Source organism: Pseudomonas soli (genome assembly GCF_021283165.2).
Lineage (GTDB): Bacteria > Pseudomonadota > Gammaproteobacteria > Pseudomonadales > Pseudomonadaceae > Aquipseudomonas > Aquipseudomonas soli.
In genome coordinates this window covers 3279252-3303493 of sequence record NZ_CP128543.1, presented here as the reverse complement: position 1 = coordinate 3303493, position 24242 = coordinate 3279252, and the positions used below count along the sequence as shown (strand labels likewise).

At 66.1% G+C, this 24242-nt stretch carries 9 protein-coding genes; 7 read left to right on the top strand and 2 right to left on the bottom strand.

All coding sequences use genetic code 11. The features are described from left to right. The first annotated feature begins 2 nt into the window (after nt 1-2). Entirely contained in the window at nt 3-1421 is a 1419-nt protein-coding gene (locus tag LU688_RS15245; protein WP_038706220.1) for a Y-family DNA polymerase, read from the top strand. After that, nucleotides 1418-4492, top strand: coding sequence for an error-prone DNA polymerase (locus LU688_RS15240; RefSeq protein WP_104443782.1), 3075 nt, complete (start codon nt 1418-1420; stop codon nt 4490-4492). Before LU688_RS15245 ends, LU688_RS15240 begins: the two co-directional genes overlap by 4 nt. 3 nt (nt 4493-4495) lie before the next feature. On the opposite strand, the gene LU688_RS15235 is transcribed toward LU688_RS15240, so the two are convergent. Continuing rightward, on the bottom strand, nt 4496-5317 hold the full coding sequence (locus LU688_RS15235; RefSeq protein ID WP_104443783.1) for an aldo/keto reductase: 822 nt from the start codon (nt 5315-5317) through the stop codon (nt 4496-4498). Next, nucleotides 5305-6210: a LysR family transcriptional regulator gene (locus LU688_RS15230; RefSeq protein ID WP_038706217.1), complete on the bottom strand. Its 906-nt coding sequence runs from the start codon at nt 6208-6210 to the stop codon at nt 5305-5307. The genes LU688_RS15235 and LU688_RS15230 overlap by 13 nt, the downstream gene beginning before the upstream one ends. A 120-nt stretch (nt 6211-6330) precedes the next feature. On the opposite strand from LU688_RS15230, the gene LU688_RS15225 reads away from it, so the two are divergent. The 5 genes from LU688_RS15225 (at nt 6331) to LU688_RS15205 (ending at nt 24233) form a co-directional block, all read left to right on the top strand. Then, nucleotides 6331-7029, top strand: a complete 699-nt coding sequence (locus LU688_RS15225; protein ID WP_023632552.1) for a CoA transferase subunit A — start codon at nt 6331-6333, stop codon at nt 7027-7029. Between the two features lie 35 nt (nt 7030-7064). Next, entirely contained in the window at nt 7065-7721 is a 657-nt protein-coding gene (locus LU688_RS15220) for a CoA transferase subunit B (protein WP_160291324.1), read from the top strand. Nucleotides 7722-7901: 180 nt separating this feature from the next. Then, entirely contained in the window at nt 7902-9320 is a 1419-nt protein-coding gene (locus tag LU688_RS15215; RefSeq protein WP_094012630.1) for a short-chain fatty acid transporter, read from the top strand. Between the two features lie 193 nt (nt 9321-9513). Beyond that, nucleotides 9514-11223: a ShlB/FhaC/HecB family hemolysin secretion/activation protein gene (locus LU688_RS15210; RefSeq protein ID WP_160291325.1), complete on the top strand. Its 1710-nt coding sequence runs from the start codon at nt 9514-9516 to the stop codon at nt 11221-11223. A 23-nt stretch (nt 11224-11246) separates the two neighbouring features. After that, on the top strand, nt 11247-24233 hold the full coding sequence (locus LU688_RS15205; RefSeq protein WP_289678185.1) for a hemagglutinin repeat-containing protein: 12987 nt from the start codon (nt 11247-11249) through the stop codon (nt 24231-24233). The last annotated feature ends 9 nt before the right edge of the window (nt 24234-24242 follow it).

Below are 24242 nucleotides of genomic sequence, written 5' to 3'. Positions count from 1 at the left end.
CCATGCTCTGGGCCTGCATCCTGTTTCCCCAGCTGGCGCTGGACACTGTCCTGCGCGAGCGCGACGACCCCGAGGCACCGCTGGTGCTGCTTGGCGGGCCGCCCCAGCGCCGCGTGCTGCGGGCGGTCAACCCGGCAGCCAGTGCGCTGGGCCTGCGCGCCGGCCAGGCATTGACCGCCGCCCGTGCCCTGGCCGACGGTTTCGCCTGCGTCGATGTCGAACCGGCGCGTATCGAGCAACTGCAACAGTTGCTCGCGGCCTGGGCCTACCGTTTCAGCGCCCAGGTCAGCCTGCACTATCCCCGTGCGTTGTTGCTGGAAGTGGGCTCGAGCCTGCAACTGTTCGGCCCGTGGCCGTCGTTCGAGGCGCGCCTGCGCGAGGAACTGGCGGCACTCGGCTTGCGCCAGCGCATCGTGCTGGCCAGCAACCCGGTGGCGGCGAGAATGCTCGCCAACGGCCATGATGGCCTGGCGCTGAACTGCCCGCAGGCAACCCGCGACGCCTTGCTCGACATGCCCGTCGAGCGTGTCGGCCTGCCCAGCGAGGCAGCCGAAGCCTTCGCCCGCATGGGCCTGCGCCGCCTCGGGCAGGTACTGGCGTTACCCCGGGATGCCCTGGCCAGGCGTTTCAGCGCCCAGGTGCAGTTGCACCTGGACCAACTGCTCGGCCTGCGTAGCCTGGGGCTGGATTTCTACCAGCCGCCCGACCGTTTCGAGGCGCGGCTGGAGCTGAACTTCGACGTCGAGTCGCACCAGGCGCTGCTGTTCCCCCTGCGTCGTCTTATCCACGACCTGGCGGCTTTTCTCGCCGGGCGTGACTGTGGCGTGCAGCGGTTCGAGTTGCACCTGGAGCATGCCGAAGGCGCCGACACCGTGCTCAAGGTCGGCCTGCTGGCCGCCGAGCGCGACGCCTCGCTGTTGTTCGAGCTTGCCCGTGGCCGCCTGGAGCCGCTGCGCATCCCGGCGCCGGTGCGCAACCTGCGGCTGCTGGCCGCCGACCTGCCACCGTTCGTGCCCCAGCACCAGGCGCTGTTCGACCCGCGTGCGCAGCAGGCCCAGCCTTGGGACCAACTGCGCGAGCGCCTGCGCGCGCGGCTGGGCGATGACGCGGTCAAAGGCTTGCGTGCCGAGGCCGATCATCGCCCCGAGTGCGCCTGGCAAGGAGTGGAGCAGGGTGGGCAGGGCCATTTGGTGATGGCCCCTGGTCGACGCCCCGGCTGGTTGCTGCCGGTGCCTCAGGTGCTGGCCGAGACCGGCCTGCAACTGCTCGGACAGGCCGAGCGCATCGAGTCCGGCTGGTGGGACGGTGGTGATGTGCGGCGCGACTACTACCGCATCGAAACCCGTGATGGCCTGCGCGGCTGGGCCTTCCGCGACCTCGCGGCCCCGGGGCCGTTGTGGCTGCAAGGCTGGTTCGCATGAGCGCCCCCGGCTACGCCGAGCTGCACTGCCTGTCGAACTTCAGTTTCCAGCGTGGCGCCTCCAGTGCCGACGAGCTGTTCCGCCGCGCCCGCGAGCAGGGTTACCAGGCCCTGGCGATCACCGACGAATGCACCCTGGCAGGCATCGTCCGGGCCTGGCAGGCGGCAAAGCAGCATCAGGTGCGGTTGATCGTCGGCAGCGAGGTGCGGGTGCACCAGGGGCCGAAGCTGGTCCTGCTGGCACAGGACCTTGCCGGCTACCAGAGCCTCTGCGCCTTGATCACCCGCGCCCGGCGGCGTTCGCAGAAGGGCAGCTACCAGTTGCTCGTCGAGGACCTCGAGGCCCATCACCAGGGCTTGCTGGCGCTGTGGGTGGCCGAGCCAGGCGACAGCGCCGGGGCCTGGCTGCAGCCGCTGTTCGCCGGGCGCCTGTGGCTGGCGCTGCACCTGCACCGCGGGGCCGACGACGCCCAGCGCCTGGCTTACCTGCGCGCGCTAGGGGCACGGCTCGATATTCCGCTGGTGGCCTGCGGCGATGTGCACATGCACGTGCGTGGCCGGCGGGCGCTGCAGGACTGCATGACCGCCATCCGCGAACATTGCGCGGTCGCCGAGGCGGGGCGGTACCTGTTCGCCAATGGCGAGCGTCACCTGAGGTCGCTCGAGCAGTTGCGCGAGCTGTACTCCGACGATCTGCTCGCGCAGACCACGCAGGTCGCGGCGCGGTGCACGTTCGACCTGTCGCAGTTGCAATACCGATACCCGCGTGAGCTGGTGCCCGAGGGGCAGACCCCGGCCAGCTGGCTGCGCGAGCTGTGCCGCCGAGGGTTGCCCGAGCGCTGGCCCCAGGGCCCGAGCGACAAGGTGCGCATGGTGCTGGAGCAGGAGCTGGCGCTGATCGAGGAACTGGGCTACGAGAGCTACTTCCTCACCGTCCACGACATCGTCGCCTTCGCCCGCCGCCAGCGCATCCTCTGCCAAGGGCGCGGCTCGGCGGCCAACTCGGTGGTGTGCTTCGTCCTCGGCATCACCGAACTCGACCCGATGGAGCACCGCCTGCTGTTCGAACGCTTCCTTTCCCGCGAGCGCAACGAGCCGCCGGACATCGACGTGGATTTCGAGCATGAGCGCCGCGAAGAGGTGATCCAGTACGTGTTCCAGCGCTACGGCCGGCACCGGGCGGCGCTCACCGCGGTGGTCAGCAGCTACCACGCCGCCGGCGCGGTGCGCGATGTGGCGCGGGTGCTCGGCCTGCCGGCCGACCAGGTGGACGCCCTGGCCAAGTGCTGCGGGCGCTGGAGCGACCGCATCCCGGATGCCGCCCGCCTGTCCGAGGCCGGGTTCGATGCGCACAGCCCGTCGTTGCGGCGCATCCTGGTGCTGGCGGGGGAGCTGATCGGCTTTCCCCGGCACCTGTCGCAACACCCGGGAGGCTTCGTCATCTCCGAGCAGCCGCTGGACCAGCTGGTACCGGTGGAGAACGCGGCGATGGCCGAGCGCACGGTGATCCAGTGGGACAAGGACGACCTGGACATGGTCGGCCTGCTCAAGGTCGACGTGCTGGCGCTGGGCATGCTCAGCGCGCTGCGCCGCTGCTTCGACCTGATCGCCCGGCACCGGGGCCGCGAGTACACGCTGGCGACCCTGCCCAAGGAAGACCCGGCCACCTACGCCATGATCGGCCGCGCCGAGACCATGGGCGTGTTCCAGATCGAGTCGCGGGCGCAGATGGCCATGCTGCCCCGGCTCAAACCGGTGAAGTTCTACGACCTGGTGATCGAGGTGGCCATCGTCCGTCCGGGGCCGATCCAGGGCGACATGGTTCATCCATATCTGCGCCGCAGGTTGAAGCAGGAGCCGGTCACCTACCCATCGGAAAAGCTCAAGGCCGTCTTCGAGCGCACCCTGGGCGTGCCGCTGTTCCAGGAGCAGGTGATGGAGCTGGCCATGGTCGCCGCCGACTACAGCCCCGGCGAGGCCGACCAGTTGCGCCGCAGCATGGCCGCCTGGAAGCGCCATGGCGGCCTGGAGCCGCACCGCGAGCGGCTGATCGCGGGCATGCTCCGTAATGGCTACGAGCTGGCCTTTGCCGAGCGTATCTTCGAGCAGATCAAGGGCTTTGGCAGCTACGGTTTCCCCGAGTCCCACGCCGCCAGCTTTGCCCTTTTGTGCTACGCCAGCAGCTGGCTCAAGTGCCATGAGCCGGCAATCTTCACCTGCGCGCTGGTCAACAGCTGGCCGATGGGCTTCTACAGCCCCGACCAGTTGCTGCAGGAGGCGCGCCGCCAGGGCATCGAGGTGCGCCCGGTGGATGTGTTCCACAGCGAGTGGGATTGCACCCTGGAGGCACTGGGCGAGAACGAACTGGCCATCCGCCTGGGCCTGCGCCAGATCCGCGGCTTCAGCGAGGTCGATGCCCGGCGCCTGGAGCAGGCGAGGGCGCAGCGCCCCTGGCGGGATGTCGAGGACCTGTGCCTGCGCGCCCGGCTCGATGGCCGGGCCCGGGCGCGCCTGGCCGATGCCGGGGCACTGCGCGGGCTGGCTGGCGACCGCCACCAGGCGCGCTGGCAGGTGGCGGCGGTGCAGGCGCAACTGCCGTTGTTCGCCGAGGTTGAATCGACACTTGAACAGGCGGTGGCCTTGCCTGCACCCAGCATTGCCGAAGACCTGGCCGCCGACTACGACACCCTGGGCACCACCCTCGGGCCGCACCCCCTGACCCTGTTGCGGACACGCTTGCGCGCGCTGGGGTGTCGCAGTTCAAGGGAGCTGGCAGGGGTCGAGCATGGCGACAGCATCGCCGTCGCCGGCATCGTGGTCGGGCGCCAGCGACCACAGACCGCCAGTGGCGTGACCTTCGTCACCCTCGAGGACGAGCATGGCATGGTCAACGTAGTGGTCTGGCGCGACCTGGCAGAGCGCCAACGGCGCGAGCTGGTAGGTTCGAAGTTGCTCAAGGTGAGCGGGCGGCTGGAGCAGGAGAGCGGGGTGCGGCACCTGATCGCCCGGCGCCTGGAAGACATCAGCCCGCTGTTGCAGGGGCTTGATGTGCGCAGCCGGGACTTTCATTAAGCCTCAGACCATCGCCAGTCGCTGCTTGCGTGTCGGAGCCGGGAACGCCTGCTCGATGGCTTGCAGGTCCTCTTCGGCAAGCACCAGGTCGGCCGCCGCCGCATTCAAGCGCACATGCTGCGGATCCACCGCCTTGGGAATCGCGATCACCCCATCATTGCGCGTGACCCAGGCCAGGCTCACCTGGGCCGGCGTGGCGCCATGGCGCTCGGCGATCTGCGTCAGCACCGGGTGACCCAGCAAGCGCCCGGCCTGGGCCAACGGGCAGTAGGCCATGGTTGGCAAGCCCTGCTCGCGGCTCCACGGCAGCAGGTCGAATTCGATGCCACGCTCGGCCGGGTTGTACAGCACCTGGTTGGTGGCGCAGGCCCTGTTATCCAGTTCGCGCAGGTCGTCGAGGTCGAAATTGGACACGCCCCAGCGGCGAATCTTGCCCTGCTCGATCAGCCGCTCGAAGGCTTCCACCGTCTCGTCCAGCGGGTACTGGCCGCGCCAGTGCAGCAGGTACAGGTCGATGCAGTCGGTGCCCAGGCGCTGGAGGCTGCGCTCGCAGGCGGCCGGCACACCGCGTCGGCTGGCATTGTGCGGATAGACCTTGCTGACCAAAAACACCTGGTCCCGGCGCCCAGCGATGGCCTGGCCGACCACCTGTTCGGCGCCGCCCTCGGCGTACATTTCAGCAGTGTCGATCAGGCCCAGGCCCAGGTCGATGCCTTGTTGCAGCGCCGCCACTTCGGCGGCCCTGTGGCCCGGGTCCTCGCCCATGTACCAGGTACCCTGGCCGATGGCCGGAACGCGGGAGCCCGCCAGATTCACGTAACGCATGTCACCTCCTGTGGATGGGTATGGGTCAGCAGCACATCGAGCAGCGCCTCGGCGGCCTTGGACAGCTTGTGATCGCCCAGGGCGATCACGCCGATGCGCCGCTCCACGGTGGGATCGACCAGCGGCACGCAACGGGCGCCGAGCTCCTGCATCTGCTCGATGCACAGCGCCGGTACCGCGCTGACTCCCAGACCACTGGCGACCATGCGGCCGATGGTCGACAACTGATGGCTCTCGAAGGCCACCGCCAGCTTGCCATGGTTGGCGGCCAGGTGCTGTTCGAGCAGCAGGCGCACCGCAGATGGCCGCTGCAGGGCGATGAAGTCCTCGGCCAGCAGCTCCTGCCAACGCACCTGGGGCTGCTGGGCAAGGGGCGAGTCGGCCGGCACCACGGCGACGAAGCGATCCATGTACAGCGGGTGGAAACGCAGCGCCTCGCTGCTTTCCGGCTCGAAACCGATGCCCAGTTCGACGCGGCGATGGCGCACTAGTTCCAGCACCTGCTCGTTGATCACGTCGTGCACGGTGACATTGACCTTGGGGTAGCGCTGGCGAAACACCTTCAGCGACCGTGGCAGCAGATTGCCGGCGAACGCCGGCATTGCCGCCACCGACACCCGGCCCAGTTGCAGGGTGAAGCGCTGGCGCAACATTTCCTCGGTATCGTCCCAATCGGCGAGCAGGCGCCTGGCCAGGGGCAGCAGCACCTCGCCCTCGGGGGTCAGGCTGACGCTGCGGGTGGTGCGGGTGAGCAGGGCGCCGCCGAGGTTGTCCTCCAGGGCCTTGATGGTCAGGCTCAGGGCCGGTTGCGACACGTGCAGGTGCTCGCCGGCCTGGGCGAAGCTCTGGTACTTGGCCACGGTGACGAAGGCCCGCAGCTGCTTGACGTTCATGAGGGGTTGACCCTTTGTTTTGGAAAAGTTATCAATCGATGACGAAAACAAAATTAACAAATCAGTCGGCTACAGTGAAGATGACCATACGGTTCCAACAACTACAAAAGGCGACTGAGCATGGCCGGACTGGACAAGCGTGTAGCAACTTATGAAGAGGCCCTGGCGGGCCTGACCGACGACATGACCGTGCTGGCCGGCGGCTTTGGCCTGTGCGGCATCCCCGAGAACCTCATCGCCGAAATCAAGCGCCGTGGCGTCAAGGGCCTGACCGTGGTCTCCAACAACTGCGGCGTCGACGGCTTTGGCCTGGGCGTGCTGCTCGAGGACCGGCAGATCCGCAAGATGATCGCCTCCTACGTCGGCGAGAACGCCGAGTTCGAACGCCAGCTGCTCAGCGGCGAACTGGAAGTGGAGCTCACTCCGCAAGGCACCCTGGCCGAGAAGATGCGCGCCGGCGGCGCCGGCATCCCGGCCTTCTTCACCGCTACCGGCTATGGCACCCCGGTTGCCGAAGGCAAGGAAGTACGCGAGTTCAACGGTCGCAAGTACATCCTCGAAGAATCCATCACCGGCGACTTCGCCATCGTCAAAGGCTGGAAGGCCGACCACTACGGCAACGTGGTGTACCGCAACACCGCGCAGAACTTCAACCCGCTGGCCGCCACCGCCGGCAAGATCACCGTGGTCGAGGTCGAAGAGATCGTCGAGCCTGGCGTGCTGCTGCCCAGCGAGATCCACACCCCGGGCATCTATGTCGACCGGGTCATCGTCGGCACCTTCGAGAAGCGCATTGAAAAGCGCACCGTCAAGGCCTGAGCGCCGCCCTCAAGAACAACAAAGAGATCCTGACCATGGCATTGACCCGCGAACAAATGGCGCAACGCGTCGCCCGTGAACTCAAGGACGGCTACTACGTCAACCTCGGCATCGGCATCCCCACCCTGGTGGCCAACTACGTGCCCGACGGCATGGAAGTGATGCTGCAGTCGGAGAACGGCCTGCTGGGCATGGGCGAGTTCCCCACCGAAGCCACCATCGACGCCGACATGATCAACGCCGGCAAGCAGACCGTCACCGCCCGCCGTGGCGCGTCGATCTTCGATTCGGCGCAATCCTTCGCCATGATCCGTGGCGGCCATGTCGACCTCACCGTGCTCGGAGCCTTCGAGGTGGACGTGCAGGGCAACATCGCCTCGTGGATGATCCCCGGCAAGCTGGTCAAGGGCATGGGCGGCGCCATGGACCTGGTGGCCGGCGCCGACAACATCATCGTCACCATGACCCATGCCTCCAAGGACGGCGAGTCCAAGCTGCTGCCCATTTGCAGCCTGCCGCTGACCGGTGCCGGCTGCATCCGCAAGGTGCTGACCGACCTGGCCTACCTGGAGATCGAAAACGGCGCCTTCATCCTGCGCGAGACCGCGCCGGGCGTGAGTGTCGAGGAAATCGTCGCGAAGACTGCCGGCAAGCTGATCGTGCCGGACGATGTCAAGGAAATGACCTTCTAATCAACATTCCCCTGAGGGGGCTTGTGGGAGCGCGCTTGCCCCGCGATGACGTCAGCCCAGGTGCCACGATCGCCTGGTCGGGCGCTGTCGCGGGGCGAGCCCGTTCCACGCTTGCGCTTCCATAGGGCTTTGCCTTGTCTGTTGCAAAATCCACCAATAAAACCAAAAAAGGAAAACATCGTGGCCGCTGATATCCAAGACAGCCGCTCCGCCCGCTTTGCCCTGCGCTGCTCCAACTGGGCCGAACGCTGGTTCCCCGATTCCTGGGTGTTCGCCGCCCTGGCCGTGATGCTGGTGGCCCTCGGCGCCCTGGCCATGGGCGGCAAGCCCACCGACACCGCCAAGGCCTTCGGTGACGGCTTCTGGAGCCTGATCCCGTTCACCATGCAGATGGCCTTCGTGGTCATCGGTGGCTATGTGGTGGCCAGCTCGCCACCCGCCGCCCGGCTGATCGACCGCCTGGCGCGGCTGCCGAAGAACGGCCGCTCGGCGGTGTGCTGGGTGGCGCTGATCTCGATGCTCGCCTCCTTGCTCAACTGGGGCCTGTCGCTGGTGTTCGGCGGCCTGCTGGTGCGCGCCCTGGCGCGCCGCACCGACCTGAAGATGGACTACCGCGCCGCCGGCGCCGCCGCCTACCTGGGCCTGGGCGCGGTGTGGGCGCTGGGCCTGTCGTCGTCGGCCGCGCAGTTGCAGGCCAACCCGGCCAGCCTGCCGCCGTCGATCCTGTCGATCACCGGGGTGATCCCGTTCACCGAGACCATCTTCCTCTGGCAGTCCGGGGTGATGCTCGCCGCGCTGGTGATCGTCTCGCTGATCGTCGCCTATGCCACCGCGCCTGGCCCGAACAGCGCCCGCAGCGCGCAGGATTGTGGAGTGGACCCGAGCTTCAGCGCACCACCTTCGCCCCAGCGCACGCGCCCGGGTGAGTGGCTGGAATACAGCCCGATCCTGATCCTGCTGCTGGTGGCCCTGGCCGCCGGCTGGCTGTACCAGGAGTTCGCCACCAAGCCGGCGATCACCGCGATTTCCGGGCTGAACACCTACAACCTGTTGTTCATCATGCTCGGTGCCTTGCTGCACTGGCGCCCGCGCAGCTTCCTCGATGCCGTGGCTCGCGCCGTGCCGACCACCACCGGGGTGCTGATCCAGTTCCCGCTGTACGGCTCGATCGCCGCCATTCTCACCCAGGTCAAGGGCGCGGACGCCCAGACCCTGGCTCACCATATCTCGCTGTTCTTCACCCAGATCGCCACCCATGACACCTACGCCTTGCTGATGGGCGTGTACTCGGCGGTGCTTGGCTTCTTCATTCCGTCCGGCGGTGGCAAGTGGATCATCGAGGCGCCGTACGTGATGCTGGTAGCCAACGACCTGCAATACCACCTGGGCTGGGCGGTGCAGATCTACAACGCCGCCGAGGCGCTGCCGAACCTGATCAACCCGTTCTACATGCTGCCGCTGCTGGGGGTGTTGGGGCTCAAGGCGCGTGACCTGATCGGCTTCTCGTTCGTGCAGTTGCTGGTGCATGTGCCACTGGTGCTGGTGTTGCTGTGGGCCCTGGGCACCACGTTGCAATATGTCCCGCCAGTAATGCCCTGATCAGGCAGGCCCATCAGACGCTTGCCTGGGAGGTTGTCTGATGGGCGTACGGTGGTCGGCTGCAAGCGCTATGGATCGGCGCTTGTGCAGCTTCCTACCGAAGTCTCCGAAAAAGCTGACTGATGGCAAATTGACGTCAATATGATGGCCACTTACTATGCGCGCCACTTTGCGTTGATCACCAGGGACAGGTATGCCGGTACGTCTTCACTCAGCGCGCAATTATGCGCGCTTCGCATTTGTTGCAACATTGTGCAGCCCGTTGGCCTGGGCCGTTTCACCGGGTGACCAGGACCTGATCCGCGAACGCCAGAACCGCCTGCTCGAAGAGCAGCAACGGCGCCTTGAGGACCTGCGCAACCTGCCCGGCGAAAGCGCGCAACCTGCCCAGCAGCAACGGCCCGAAGACACCCGCTGTTTCGATATCCACACCATCGAGCTCAAGGGCGCCGACAGCCTGTCCGCCGCCGACCGCGACAGCCTGCTCAAGCCTTTCATCGACCAGTGCCTGGGCGTCACCCAGCTCAATGCCTTGCTCAAGGCCATCACCGACCATTACCTAGGCCGTGGCCTGGTCACCAGCCGCGCCTACCTCCCGCAGCAGGACCTGTCTTCGGGCCACCTGCAGGTGCTGGTGGTGGAAGGGCGCCTGGAAGGGCTGCGCCCGGACCCGGCCAGCGGCCTGAGCGAGCGCGAGCTGGCCATGGTTTTCCCCGGTGAAGTCGAGCAGCGTCTGAACCTGCGCGAAGTCGAGCAGATGGTCGATCAGCTCAACCGCCTGCCGTCGAACAAGGCGCAGATGGAGCTGACCCCCGGCAAGGCCGTCGGCGGTAGCGAAGTGCTGGTGCGCAACACCCAGCAGAAACCCTGGCGCGCCTCGCTGTCGCGCAACAATGAAGGCCAGCGCAGCACCGGGGAACAGATGCTCAACCTCGGCCTGGAATGGGACAGCCCGCTGGGCCTGGCCGACCAGCTCATGCTGCGCGGTGGCCACGACGTGGTCAGCGACCACACCCAGGGTTCGAAGAACGGCGTGCTGTACTACAACCTGCCGTGGGGCTGGTGGAACTTCACCTACAGCTACAGCGAGAGCGAGTACCGCTCCCTGGCCCAGGCCAACGGCTTTGCCTTCAAGCAGACCGGCGACAGCCAGAACCACCAGCTGCGCGCCGAGCGCGTGGTGCACCGTGATGCCACCAGCAAGACCTCGCTGAATGCCGGCATGGCCCACCTGCGCACCAACAACTACATCGAGGACAGCCGCCTGGAGGGCAGCAGCAACCGCCTGAGCGAGGCGCAGTTCGGCATCAACCACGGCCGCCGCCTGGGCAATGCCTTCGTCAACATCGACCTGGGCACTCAGGAAGGCATCGGCGCCTTCGACGCCCAGGACAATGCCCACCCGCGCCCCGGCCAACCAGTGGCGCGCTACCGCAAGTACAGCGCCACCGTCAGCTATGCACAGGGCTTTGAAGTGCTCGGCGAGCGCCTGAGCTTCAGCAGCCTGGCCACCGGCCAGCGCAGCGAGGACGTATTGTTCAGCCCGCAGCGCATCAGCCTTGGTGGTCTGTCGTCGGTACGCGGCCTGAAGGACCAGTCGCTGTCCGGCGACAGCGGCGGCTACTGGCGCAACGACCTGCGCTGGACCCGCCCGGTGAGCTGGCCGCTGCTGCAGCCGCTGGTGGCCGAGTACGGCCTGGGCCTGGGCTACGACCTGGGCGTGATCCGCAATGACCGCTACAACGGCCAGTACCACGGCCGTGCCAGCAGCCACTCGCTGGAGCTGTTCGCCCGCGGCCAGCATATGGCTGCCAGCGTGACCTTCGCCCACAGCCTGGAACGCCCCGACGTGCTGACCGAAAAGGAACGCCCGGTCTACTTCCGCCTCGACTTTTTCATCTGATCACCTGATTGACGAGATTTGACATGGATGTTCGCCTGTTTGCCTTCCTGGCCCGCCAACGCTCGGCCAAAATTCAGCCGCGCGAGCAGTTCTGCGGGTTGCCCAAGCGCGGTCTGGCGCTGCTGCTGGCCAACGCCATGTTCTGGCAGCCGCTTTGGGCACAGGCCGCCGAAGGCGTGGTGGTCAGCGGGCCGGGCACCAGCCTGGGGCAGGCGGGCAACGGCGTGCCCATCGTCAACATCGCCGCGCCCAACGGCAGCGGCCTGTCGCACAACCAGTTCAGCGACTACAACGTCGGCCAGCAGGGGCTGATCCTCAACAACGCCACCGACCGCACCCAGGCCACCCAGCTGGGTGGCATCATCCTCGGCAACCCCAACCTGCAGGGCACCGCGGCCAACGTCATCCTCAACGAGGTCAACGGCGCCAACGCCAGCCAGCTGCGCGGCTACACCGAAGTGGCCGGGCGCGGGGCGCATGTCATCGTCGCCAACCCCCACGGCATCACCTGCGATGGCTGCGGCTTCATCAACACGCCACAGGCCACGCTCAGCACCGGCAAGCCGGTGCTCGAGAACGGCCAGCTGAGCCGTTACCAGGTCGACCAGGGCCATATCGCCATCGAAGGAGCGGGGCTCAACGCCAGCAACGTCGACAGCTTCGAGCTGATTGCCCGCAGCACGAAAATCAACGCCGAGATCCAGGCGCGCAACCTGGCCATCGTTGCCGGGCGCAACGATGTCGATGCGCGCACCCTGGCGGCCACGGCGCGCCAGGATGACGGCAGTGCCAAGCCGAGCCTGGCCATCGACTCCAGCGCCTTGGGCGGCATGTATGCCGGCGCGGTCAGGCTGGTGGGCACCGAGGCCGGGGTCGGCGTGCGCCTGGACGGGCGGATGATCGCCAGCGGCGGCGATATCCAGCTCGAGGCCAACGGCCAGTTGCGCATGGCCCAGGCCAGCGCCACCGGCGATGTACGCCTGAAGGCAGCGGCTATCGATGCGCAGGGCCCGGTACATGCCGGCCAGCAACTGCAGCTGGACAGTCGCGGCGAGCTGGTCAACCGCCAGGGGCTGACTGCCGGGGGCCAGGTACAGTTGAACGCTGGCGGCCAACTGAGCAACCTCGGCGGTATCCAGGCGGGTATCAACATCGATGGCCAGCGCGTGGCCGGCGCCGACCTGAAGATCAGCGCCGGTGCCGTGGACAACCGCAACCAGCGCCTGATCGCCAGCGGCGACCTGACCCTCTCCACCGGCACCCACCTGGACAACCAGGGCGGCAGCCTCAGTGCCGGGCGCGACCTCAGCGTCAATGCCGCGACCCTGGATAACCGTCAGCAGGGCAAAGTGCTCGCCGACGGGCGCATGACCCTCACCGGTGGGCAACTGCTCAACGGTGACCGCGGCCAGATCACCAGCCAGGGCGCGCTGAACGCCACCTGGGCCCATCTGGACAACCAGGCCGGCGAACTGTCCAGCCTCGATACCCTGGCCCTGAACCTCGGCAGCCTGGACAACCGCACTGGCAAGGTCCTGGCCAACCGCGGCATCACCGTCACCAGCCAGGGGCTGGTCGACAACCGCAGCGGCCGGATCGCCAGCCAGGCCACCCTCGAACTGAGCGTCCAGGCCCTGAACAACCAGGGCGGCGTGGTCACCAGCAAGGCCGGCCTGGCATTGGTCGCGGGCGCAGCCATCGACAACCGCCACGGCGAGATCTCCAGCGCCGGCACCACTCAGGTAGAAGCCGCCAGCCTCGACAACCGCGAGCAAGGCAAGCTGCTCAGCGACGGCACGCTCACCGCCACGGTCAGCGGGCTCCTGGACAACCAGGCCAAGGGCCTGGTGAACGGCGTGCGCGCCACCCATATCGACGCGGGGCAGTTCGACAACCGCGGTGGCCGCCTGGTGGGCAAGGACCTGCTGACCCTGCAGGGCCAGCGCTGGGACAACCGCGGCGGCAAGATCGAGGCCGACGGCGCACTGACACTGACCATCGACCACCTCGACAACCGCGACCAGGGCCTGGTCAGCGGCCAGGCCGGGGCCCGCTACAGCGGCAGCGAGCTGCTCAACCAGCTCGGCATCCTTGGCGCCAAGGGCAACCTCGACCTGGTCGCCGCGCACCTGGACAACAGTGGCGGCAGCCTGACCAGCGGCGGCGATCTCGATGGCCAGGTCACGCGCCTGGAGCAGCTGGGCGGCAAGCTGTCCGCCGACGGCAAGCTGACCCTCAAGGGCAGTACATTGGTCAACCGCCAGGGCGCCGTGATCGGCGCCGGGCAGGGCATGCACCTGACCGTGGACAGCGTCGACAACCGCGGCGGCGAACTGTCCGCGGCCAAGGCGCTCAGCCTCACCGGGCAGCGCCTGGACAACACCGGCGGCCAGGTCCTGGCCGATACCGACCTGGCGCTGACGGTGGCCGAGGTCATCAACCAGGCCCAGGGCCTGTTGCGCGGCAAGGGCCAACTGACCCTCGACGGCCAGACCCTGGACAACCGCGACGGGCGTGTTTCCGCCGAGCAGGGCGCACGCCTGCGCCTGAGCCAGGCGCTCGACAACAGCAAGGGGCTGCTGACCAGCGAGGGTGACCTCGACATCGGCGCCGCCAGCCTCGACAACAGCGACGCCGAGCTGAGCAGCGCCGGCAAGCTGACCCTGGCCACCACCGGCAAGGTCGACAACCAGCGCGGCTCGATCACCGCCGACGGCGCCCTCGACCTGCGCAGTGCCAGCCTCGACAACCGCGCCGGCGAGGTCGGCGCCCAGGGGGCCATCGACATCGTCACCGGCACCCTCGACAACCGTGACAGCGGCCATGTGGTCGGCAACGACCGGATGACGCTCAAGGCCGGCCAGGTCAACAACGCGGGCAGCGACAGCCGCATCGACAGCGATGGCGCCATGCACCTGACCGCCAGCGGTTTCGACCAGCAGGCCGGACGGATGCTGAGCAAGGCCTCGATCACCCTCGACCTGGGCCAGGGCGCGCTGGTCAACCACGGCCTGATCAAGGCCCCGGTGCTGGTACTGAACAACCTCGGCCGCGTCGACAACCACAACGGCGAAATCACCAGCCCGCAAGGCTTCACCTTTGTGGCCGACTCCCTGGACAACCGCCAGGGCAAGCTGCTCAGCGAGCAGGCGCTGACGGTGCGTATCGCCCAGGCGCTGGACAACACCAAAGGCCTGGTCTCGGCCAAGGGCCTGGACCTGCACGCCGCCAGCCTCGACAACCGCGAGGGCACCGTCAGCAGCCGCGCCGGCCTGGTGCTCACCGTCGACGGTCGCCTGGACAACCGCCAGGGCACCCTGGTGGGCGACACCGCCCTCAACCTTGTGGCCGCGACGCTGGACAACAGCAAGGGCAAGGTCTCCGGCAAAGGCCGGGGCGAGGTCCAGGCCGGCACCTTGCTCAACCACGCCGGTTCGCTGGTCAGCCTCGAGCAACTGCGGATCAAGGGCGGTGAGCTGGACAACCGCGAGGCGGGCCTGCTCGGCAGCAATGGCGCGCTGACCCTGGAAGTCGACCGCATCGACAACCGTGGCGGCGAGATCACCGGCAAGGCCGCTGTCGCGGTCACCGGCACCTCGCTGGACAACAGCGACGGCGGCCTGCTGGTCGCCGGCACCGGCATGACCCTGGCGTTGCAATCGCTGCTCAACCGCAACAAGGCGCGCCTCGAGGCCCAGACCGGCCTGACCCTGACCGGCCTGAGCCTGGACAACGACGGTGGCCGCCTGACCAGCCAGCGGGACATGACCCTGACCCTGACTGGCGCGGCGCTCAACCGCCTCGGCCTGCTCAGTGCCGAGGGCCAGCTGGTGCTGGCCGCGCACAGCCTGGACAACAGCACCGGCAAACTGGACAGCGCCGGCAGCCTGAAACTGACCACGGGCGGCGCGCTGCTCAACCAGGGCGGCGAGCTGCTCAGCGACAGCGACATCACCCTGGCCAGCGCCAGCCTGGACAACACCGACAAGGGCGTTATTTCCAGCAAGGGCGCGCTGACCCTCAGCACCGGCCACCTGGACAACAGCCGCCAGGGCAGCATCAGCAGCAACCGCACCCTCGACCTGCACGCGGGCCAGCTCGATAACCGCGACGGCGGCCGCGTGGGCAGCCGCGAAGCACTCACCGCCACGGTCACCGGCCTCGACCAGCAGGGCGGCAAGCTGTTCAGCGACACCTCGGTCCACCTCGACCTGGGCCACGGCCACCTGGACAACCGTGGCGGCCTGATCAATGCGCCGTCGCTGCAGCTGGACAACCTCAAGACCGTGGCCAACCAGGGCGGCGAGATTTCCAGTGCCCAGGCCCTCACCGTCGCTGCCGAGCAACTGGACAACGGCAACGGCCGCCTGCTCAGCGACCAGCGCCTGCTGCTGCGGGTCAGCCAGCGCCTGGACAACCTCAAGGGCCTGATCGGCGCCCAGTCGCTGGAGATTCATGCCGGCGCGCTGAGCAACCGCGACGGCGGCCGCATCGAAGCCAAGGACGCGCTCGCCCTCACCAGCAAAGGCCTGGACAACCACGCCGGCAAGCTGCTCGGCAGCAGCCTCGCGCTGGACCTGGGCGGCGCCGACCTGGACAACGGCGCGGGCCTGATCACCACCGCCGGGCCGCTGACCCTGGTCAACCTGGCCAAACTGCACAACCAGGGTGGCGAGATTTCCACCGCCCAGGCCCTGCAACTGGACGTCAGCGAGCTGGACAACCGTGACGGCAAGCTGATCAGCGAACAGACGCTGGCCATCACCAGCGGCGCCATCGACAACCGCAACGGCCTGGTCTCGGGCTGGCAGGGCCTGAGCGTGACCGGCCAGGGCCTGGACAACCGCCAGCAGGGCACCCTGTCGAGCCGCTCCGGCGCCGTGAAGGCGACCGTGACCGGCGCGCTGCGCAACAGCGACGGCGGCGCGCTGGTTGCCCAGCAACGCCTGGACGTCAAGGCCGCCAGCCTGGACAACAGCGCCAAGGGCATCCTCTCCAGCGGCAGCGGCCAGCAACTGACCATCACGGCGGCACTGGACAACCATGACGGCGGCCTGATCGATGCCGGGGAAAAACTGGTCATCAGCGCCGGTGCCCTCGACAACCACGGCGGCCGCGTGGCCACCCGCCAGGACCTGGGCCTGACCGCCGCAAGCCTGAACAACAACGACGGCAACCTCGCCGCCCAGGGCGCGCTGACCCTCGACCTGCTCGGCGAGCTGCTCAACCGCCAGGGCACGCTGTTCGCCGGCAAGGACCTGCTGATCCAGCGCGCCGGCCTGGTCGACAACCAGGCTGGCCAGATCGCCAGCCAGGGCCTGCTCAAGGTGCTGGCCGCCAGCGTCGACAACAGCCAGCGCGGCACGCTGGCCGCCAATGGCCCGCTCACGCTCGACAGCCGCGGGGCGCTCAACAACTCGGGCGATGGCCTGATCTACAGCCAGCAGGGCGACGTAGGCCTGCAGGCGGCCAGCCTGAACAACGCCAAGGGCACCGTGCAGGCCAAGGGCGCGATCACCGCGCAGACCACCGGCGTGCTCGACAACCAGGGTGGCAAGCTGAACGCCCAGGATGGCGCGTTGACCGTGACCGCCGACACCCTCGACAACCGCGGCGGCATCCTCGCCAGCCTCAAGCAGGCGCTGGGCGTGCACACCACCGGCGTGCTGCGCAACGGCAGCGACGCCACTGGCCAGCGCGGCATCCTCCAGGCGCTGAGCCTGGACGTGCAGAGCGCCAGCCTCGACAACCACGGCGGGCGCATCGCCGCGCTCGGCGGTGATACCGTGATCCGCACCGGGCAGCTGGACAACCGCGATGGCGGCATCTCCGCCGGCGGCCTGCTCAAGGTCACCGGCGCCAGCCTGCTCAACGGCGGCGACGCGCGCGGCGAGATGGTCGGCCAGCGTATCGAACTTGGGCTGAGCGGCGCCCTGGACAACCGCTCCGGCATCATCGAAAGCGCCAGTACCCTCGCCATCACGGCCGCCACCCTGGACAACCAGGCGGGCCAACTGCGTGCACTGGGCACCAGCGGCACTACACGATTCCAGATCGGCGGGCTGCTGGACAACCGCAACGGGACCCTGGAAACCGCCAACACCGATCTTGCCCTGGTCATTGGCGATCTGCTGAATGCCGGGGGCAGCATCACTCACCTCGGCAATGGCGATTTCGGTGTCAGCAGCCAGCAGGTCATGGCGGCGGGAGGCCGCCTGTTGACGCACGGCACCCTGAATCTCAGTGCCGACGACTGGGTCAACAGCAGCGTGCTGCAAGCCGGCACCCTCAACCTCGATGTCAAAAACTTCACCCAGACCTCCAGTGGGCAACTGCTGGCGACGAAGGCGTTGCTGGGCAAGGGCGGCAACTGGCTCAATGATGGGTTGATTGCCAGCGACGGCACGCTGAGCCTGACCTTGGGTGGTACCTATTCGGGCAACGGCCGACTGACCAGCCTGGGGAACATGACCCTGTCTGCGGCGCAGATGAGCCTGGGCACCGCCACAAGCATTGCCGGTGGCGACAACATCGTTGTCAACGTCGGCAACCAGCTGAGCAATCTTGGGCGCTTGTCGGCGGTCAACGACCTGACGATCCACGCCGGCAGCCTGTCCAATTACGGGGCATTGGCCGCGTCGGGCAACCTGAACCTGATTGCCCAGTCCGTCCACAACGACCAGGCCGCCGATGGCAGTCGAGGTTTGCTGTTCAGCGGCCGGGACATGTCGATGCGCACGGCGGATTTCAGCAACCGTTATGCGGACGTCTACAGCCTGGGCAATCTGCTGGTCGCCGGCGTCACCGCAGGCAGTACTGCGGCAACCTTCCTGAACAGCTCCGGGACAGTCGAAGCGGCCGGCGACATCAACCTGCAGGCAGCCAGCTTCGTCAACAAACGCGATAAGTTCAGCGCCAGCCAGCAGATCACCGACGGCTACATGACCATCTACTGCGTCCAGCATTGCAAAGGGTCGCGGTGGGTGAGGGGGCCGGTGCACATCTACAAGACCCAGGAAACCGTGGTGCTGGAGGATTCGCCAACGGCAACCCTGGCTGCCGGGCGTGACCTGACCATTGGTGGGGGCAGCGTTCTCAATTCTCGCAGCGTGATCTCGGCGGGCAATGATCTCACCATCACGGCCAGCAGCATTACCAATGAGGGCGAGCGTTCCAGGTCGGGAACCGTTGGCAGAGAGGTGGGGGCTGGAACCAAGGTCCCCACGGCGTACTTCTTCCAGTTGATCAACGAGGTAAACGCCTACAACCAGGCCCACCCTCGTTCTGGACCGTTCGATGAAGCAGCCTTCAAGGCCCTGGTCGCGAAGTTCGACCCCGGGATGTTTTATGGCATCAATGAAGCACTCACGCTCAAGGACGATAATCAATTCATTGCTCCGGCGCTGATCCAGGCTGCAGGCACGGCGAAGCTCACCGCGGCAGGCAACGTCAACAATATCGTTGTGCGCAGGGCGCCGGAGGCGACCAGCAGTCGTGCGTTCGATACCCAGGTATCCAGCGCGACGCAGGCCACGGTGGTCAACCTGAATGCGCAGTTGCCCCCCGATCTGGCCCAGCGACAGGTAGACCCGACCACCCTGCCAGGCTTCAGCCTGCCGGCCGGGCAGAATGGCCTGTTCCGCTTGAGTGGCAAAGGCAGCGATGCGGCAACCGGGCCCACTCAGGGCTGGACATTGGGCAACGCCACCGTCGGCTCTCATGAGCGCCAGGGGCTGGCCAGCTCCCGACCGGGCGCGATCCAGGCAGTGGATGCTGCCGCGTCCAGGGCGAGCGAGCAGGCAATCGATCGGATTGCCCACCAGCGCGTCGAGTCGGTGGCCAAGGCCAGTGCCATCGGGGTCAATGCGCCCGTGGCCGAGGCAGTGGATAGCGACATTCGATCGCCAAACCCAGGCGCGCAGGCGCTTGAACTGAGCGCGCAGGATGCCGGAGTCAGTGCCCCGCCACGGATACCGGGCATCACCCGCCTGCCCGACAACCAATATACGAGCAAGCCGCACAAGTACCTGATTGAAACCAATCCGGTGCTGACCGACCTCAAGCAGTTCATGAGCTCCGACTATCTGCTCGGCAATCTGGGCTATGACCCGGACAAGAGCTGGAAGCGCCTTGGTGACGGCTTCTACGAGCAGCGCCTGATCCAGCAGGCGGTGGTGGCGCGTACCGGCCAGCAGTTCATCGATGGCCAGACCTCTGGCGAGCAGCTGTACAAGCACCTGATGGACAATGCGATCCGCAGCAAGGATGCGCTTGGCCTGAGCGTCGGCGTCGGCCTGAGCTCTGCCCAAGTGGCGGCGTTGACGCACGACATCGTCTGGCTCGAAGAGCGTGAGGTCAATGGTGAGCAGGTACTTGCACCTGTGCTGTACCTGGCCCATGCCAACGGCCGCCTGGCGCCTGACGGCGCGTTGATTGCCGGGCAGGATGTTCAGCTGATTGCCGGGGAAAACCTCAACAACATTGGTACGCTCCGTGCCTCACGCAACCTCAGTGCCACTGCAGGCAAGGACCTTACGAACAGCGGCCTGATCCAGGCAGGTGGTCGCCTGGACCTGTTGGCCGGCAACAGCCTGGTCAACAGTGCCGGCGGCATCATCAGCGGGCGCGATGTGAGCCTGACCGCCGTCAATGGTGACCTGATCAATCAACGAGACCTGACGCGCACGGACAACGACTACGGTAGCGTGCGTGAGCAGAGGGACCATCTCGACAGCATCGCCCGCATCGAAGCCAGCAACAGCCTCAGCCTCAAGGCGGGTCAGGACATCAACAACGTCGGTAGCGTGATCCAGAGCGGCGGCGACTTGTCGCTCAGTGCCGGTCGTGATGTGAGCCTGCTGTCGGTCGAAGAACGTCAAGGCTTCTACACCGAGCGCCAGCGCAGCAACACGGTGCAGCAGCACGGCGCCACGCTGACCGCCGGCCGCGACCTGAGTCTCGTCGCCGGCCGCGATCTCACCGCCGTGGCCAGCCAGATCGACGCGGGCCGCAACCTCACCCTGGCCGCAGGCGAAGACCTGAACTTGACCTCCGCCGCCAACGAAGCCCACAGCTTCAGCCGCAGCAAAAAGGTCACCCAGTCCAATGACCAGGTCACCCAGGTGTCGACCACGGTCAAGGCCGGCGGCGATGTGTCGCTGTCCGCGGGCCAGGACATGGCCATCGTCGCCAGCCAGGTCAAGGGCCAGGGCGATGTCGACATCGACGCCGAGCGCGACCTGACCATCGCCTCCGACCAGAACGAAAGCGCCTCCTACTATCAGAAGAAGAGCAAGGGCTCGTTCGGTCGCAGTAGTTCCAAGCAGCAGGAGAGCTACCACAGCACCAACGTCGCCTCGGTGATCGAGGCCGGTGGCGACCTGACCGTCAACGTCAGCAAGAAGGACGATGGCGGCATATCCCTGGACGGCGGCCGCGATGTGACCGTGATCGGCAGCCAACTCAAGGCCGGCGGCGATGTCATGCTCGGTGCCACTGGCGATGTGGCGGTACTGTCCGGTGTCGAGGAGCACGGCGAGTACAGCAAGAAGAGCAAGTCCGGTTTCCTTGGCCTGTCGAAAAGCGGCAAGAGCCAGTTGCAGACCCACGCCACGCAGGTCGGCAGTGAACTGGATGCCGGCAACGACATCGTGGTTGCGGCAGGCAGCGATGTGCGCCTGCGCGCCAGCGAGGCGAATGCCGGCAAGGACGTCGAGCTGCGCGCGGGGTTGCTGGACAAGGAGGGTGACATCAACCTGGTGTCGGCCAACGACACGGCCTACAGTCACAGCGACTCGTACAAGAAAAAGATCGGCATGTCGGTTGCCCCCGGCATCGTCGTCGTCCCGTCCGTTTCGGTAGCCTCGGCGAAGAAAGCCGGGCAGGAAGCACGCAGCAGCTCCAGCGTCGGCAGCCAGGTCCTTGCCGTGCGTGATGCCTCGCTCCAGGCCGAGCGCGATATCAACGTGCTCGGCAGCGGTGTCAATGCCGGTCGCAATGTCAGCTTGAACGCGGGACGTGATGTCAACGTCGCCGCCGCCGAGAACCAGAGCGACAGCAAGACCTGGTCGAAAACCTCGAAGATCGGTTTGAGTACCAGTGCCGACGACAACGGGATCAAGGTGTTCGCGGGCGTCGAGAAGGAATTGGCCAAGGATCGCCTGCGCGAACAGTTGGCCTCTGCCAGCCAGATCAAGGCCGGCCAGGACCTGGACGTCAAGGCGGGGCGTGATATCAATCAGACCGGCTCGGACTTGATAGCAGGCCACGATATCAGCCTGGGCGCGGGCCGCGACATCAACATCGACGCGGCGCGTGAAACCCGAATCCACGAGCAGGAGCGGGAGTATGCGACCCAGGGTGCCGGAGCTTCGATCAACCACAACTTCGGGCGCACCAAGGACGCGGTGAGCAACGCCGGCAAGGGCGAGAATGGCGTGAGCAAGGTCGCCAGCACCCTGCAGGCCATCGACGGCATCAACCAGTTCCTTGCCGGGCCAACCGGCGACCTCAAGATCGGCAACAGTTCGCAGAAGAACCAGCAGACCAGCATCGAGCAAAGCAACCGTGGCTCCAGCCTGGAGGCCGGCAACGATATCAAGCTGCAGGCCGGCAACGACGTCAATGTCAAGGGCAGCCAGGTGCAGGCCGGGCGGGACATCGACGTCAAGGGACGTGACATCAACATTGATGTCGCCCACGGCAGCAGCACCCAGAAGACCCGTGAGTCGCAGAACTGGGCCGGCATTCACGGTGGTACCAGTGGCGGCATCAAGGTCGGCATCGGCGCCAGCCATGGCGCTGCGGGTGCCGATGGCACCCAGGGCAACTCGACGCCGAGCCAGCTCGACGCGGGGCGCGATATCAAGCTCGACGCCAGCAACGACCTGAACATCGTCGGTTCGCAGGTCAAGGCCGGGCGTGACATCGACTTGGCCGCAGGCAATGACCTGAACATCCGCGCCGCGCAGAACGACTCGCACTACGAACAGAACCGTCGCAGCGGCGGTGGTGAAGTCGGGTTGGCGTTCGGCTCGGAAGGGGTGGGGATCTACGCCAGTGTCAACCTGGGCAAGGGCAAGCTGGAACGCGACGCACAGCGACACCAGGAAGCCTACGTCTACGCAGGCGACCAGCTGAAGTTCGCCAGTGGCAAGGACACCAACATCAAAGGCGCCCAGGTACGCGGCGACGAAGTCATCGGCCGTGTGGGCGGCGACCTGAATGTGGCCTCGGCCATCGATACCGGCAAGGTCAAGGGCAAAGAGTTCGACCTGAGCGCCACCGTTACGGTAGGCCCGGGCTCGGGTATCAGCGGCTCGGTCGGCAAAGGCAAGACCACGGGCGAAACCGAGTGGGTGGAAAACCAGACCCGCATCACCGCTCGGGACAAGGTCGACATCCGCACCGAAAACCACACCCAGCTCGATGGTGCCCTGATCGCCTCCGACAACGGCAACCTCAAACTCGATACCGGCACGCTGGGCCACAGTGATATTGCCGGCAAGGACCAGGAACGCGGCTATTACCTGAACGTCGGTGGTACCTGGAAAAAAGGGACTGCAGCAACACAGCAGGACAGCAGCCAGACGGGCAAGGGTGACAAAGGCGAGAACGGCTGGAGCGTCAGTGGCTGGACGTACGAGAAGGACCGCGAGCAGATCGTCCGTGCCACCGTGGGGGCGGGTGATATCACTGTGCGCGAGGATGCGGAGACGGGGAAGGACTCCACTGTCGGGTTGAATCGGGATCTGGACAAGGCTTACGAGATCACGCGGGATCATGAGTCGCGCACCGATCTGTACTTGAGTGATTCTTCGGTTAACGGCGCAATCCATCCTGTAGAGACGCTGAGCGGATGGACAAATGAGCTGCGTAACTATGACAAGGCCGCACTCAAGAACTACGAGCAGGTTGGAAATGCTGTCAATGTCCTGGTCAACCGATTTGAACGCTTGCAAGGCCGTCAGCTGGATGCCAATGCGGTAGCCGTTGGCGGGGTGAAACTCGCAGAGGACACCTATGAAGCCTTGCTGATGGCGAACTTCAAGCCCGATGAAGCCAAGGCGCTGATGCGCACGCCGAGCTTCCAGCAAGAGGTGCTGGCACGACTGAACCAGATCGAACATGTGTTCGATAAACATCAGGAGTCCACGAAAGAACTTGTACGTGTGCTGGGGGAGCTTGACCCCTCGCATATCAGTGAGTCACGTGGTCCGGTCCAGATGGCGCTCAGCTATGCCTCGCTCATCAATGAGTATCTGGAGTCAGACCCAGAGCGAGGTCAGAAAGTGGCTTTGGCGCTGGCGATGATCCAGGGGCCCAAGGCAGTCATGCAGCTAGCGGTATCGACAGCCATTGGGCAGACGGAGCTTGGTCAAGACCTCAATGAACAGTACGACCGTGCCATGACCCGAGTCGGCACGATGCTTGCCGAGCACATGGAAGGCGGCGGTGTTGTCCTGAATGGGGAATCTGAGAGCGACAAATTCCTGGTGGGGGGCGGTAAGCTCATCAGCAGCATGATTCTGGGGGTTGCTTCGGGGCGCAAAGGGGGTGGTGGGAATGAGGCCAAAAAGCCTGCGACTACTCCTGTGGAGTTGCCAGGGGGCGGGAAGGGTGTCATAGATGGTGCAAAAGGAACTGGGGCTGTTGTAGATGACACGATCAAGGCATTACCAGCTCCAAGGCAAATAGATGCATCGTGGAGTGCGAGCACTTACAAAAAAGGCGGTCTGATGACAGGTATTGAGCATGTGTTCTATCGCCATGGACCTGACTCAGGATTTGCGAATGTTAGTAAGTTTTCGCAAGGGACATCTGTTAAAGATGTCTCCAGTTATGTTGATAGCGCATTGAGATATGGGAAGGTAACTCCCAATGGTCCTGGTGGGCACGTTATTGAGTACAACGCAGGTAAGGTGATTGGGACAAGCGTCTCAGGTGCGCCAACATCGACAATTAAAATAAATGTTCGGGATGGTGTAATCCAAACTGCATTCCCGTACTAGTTAGGAGTG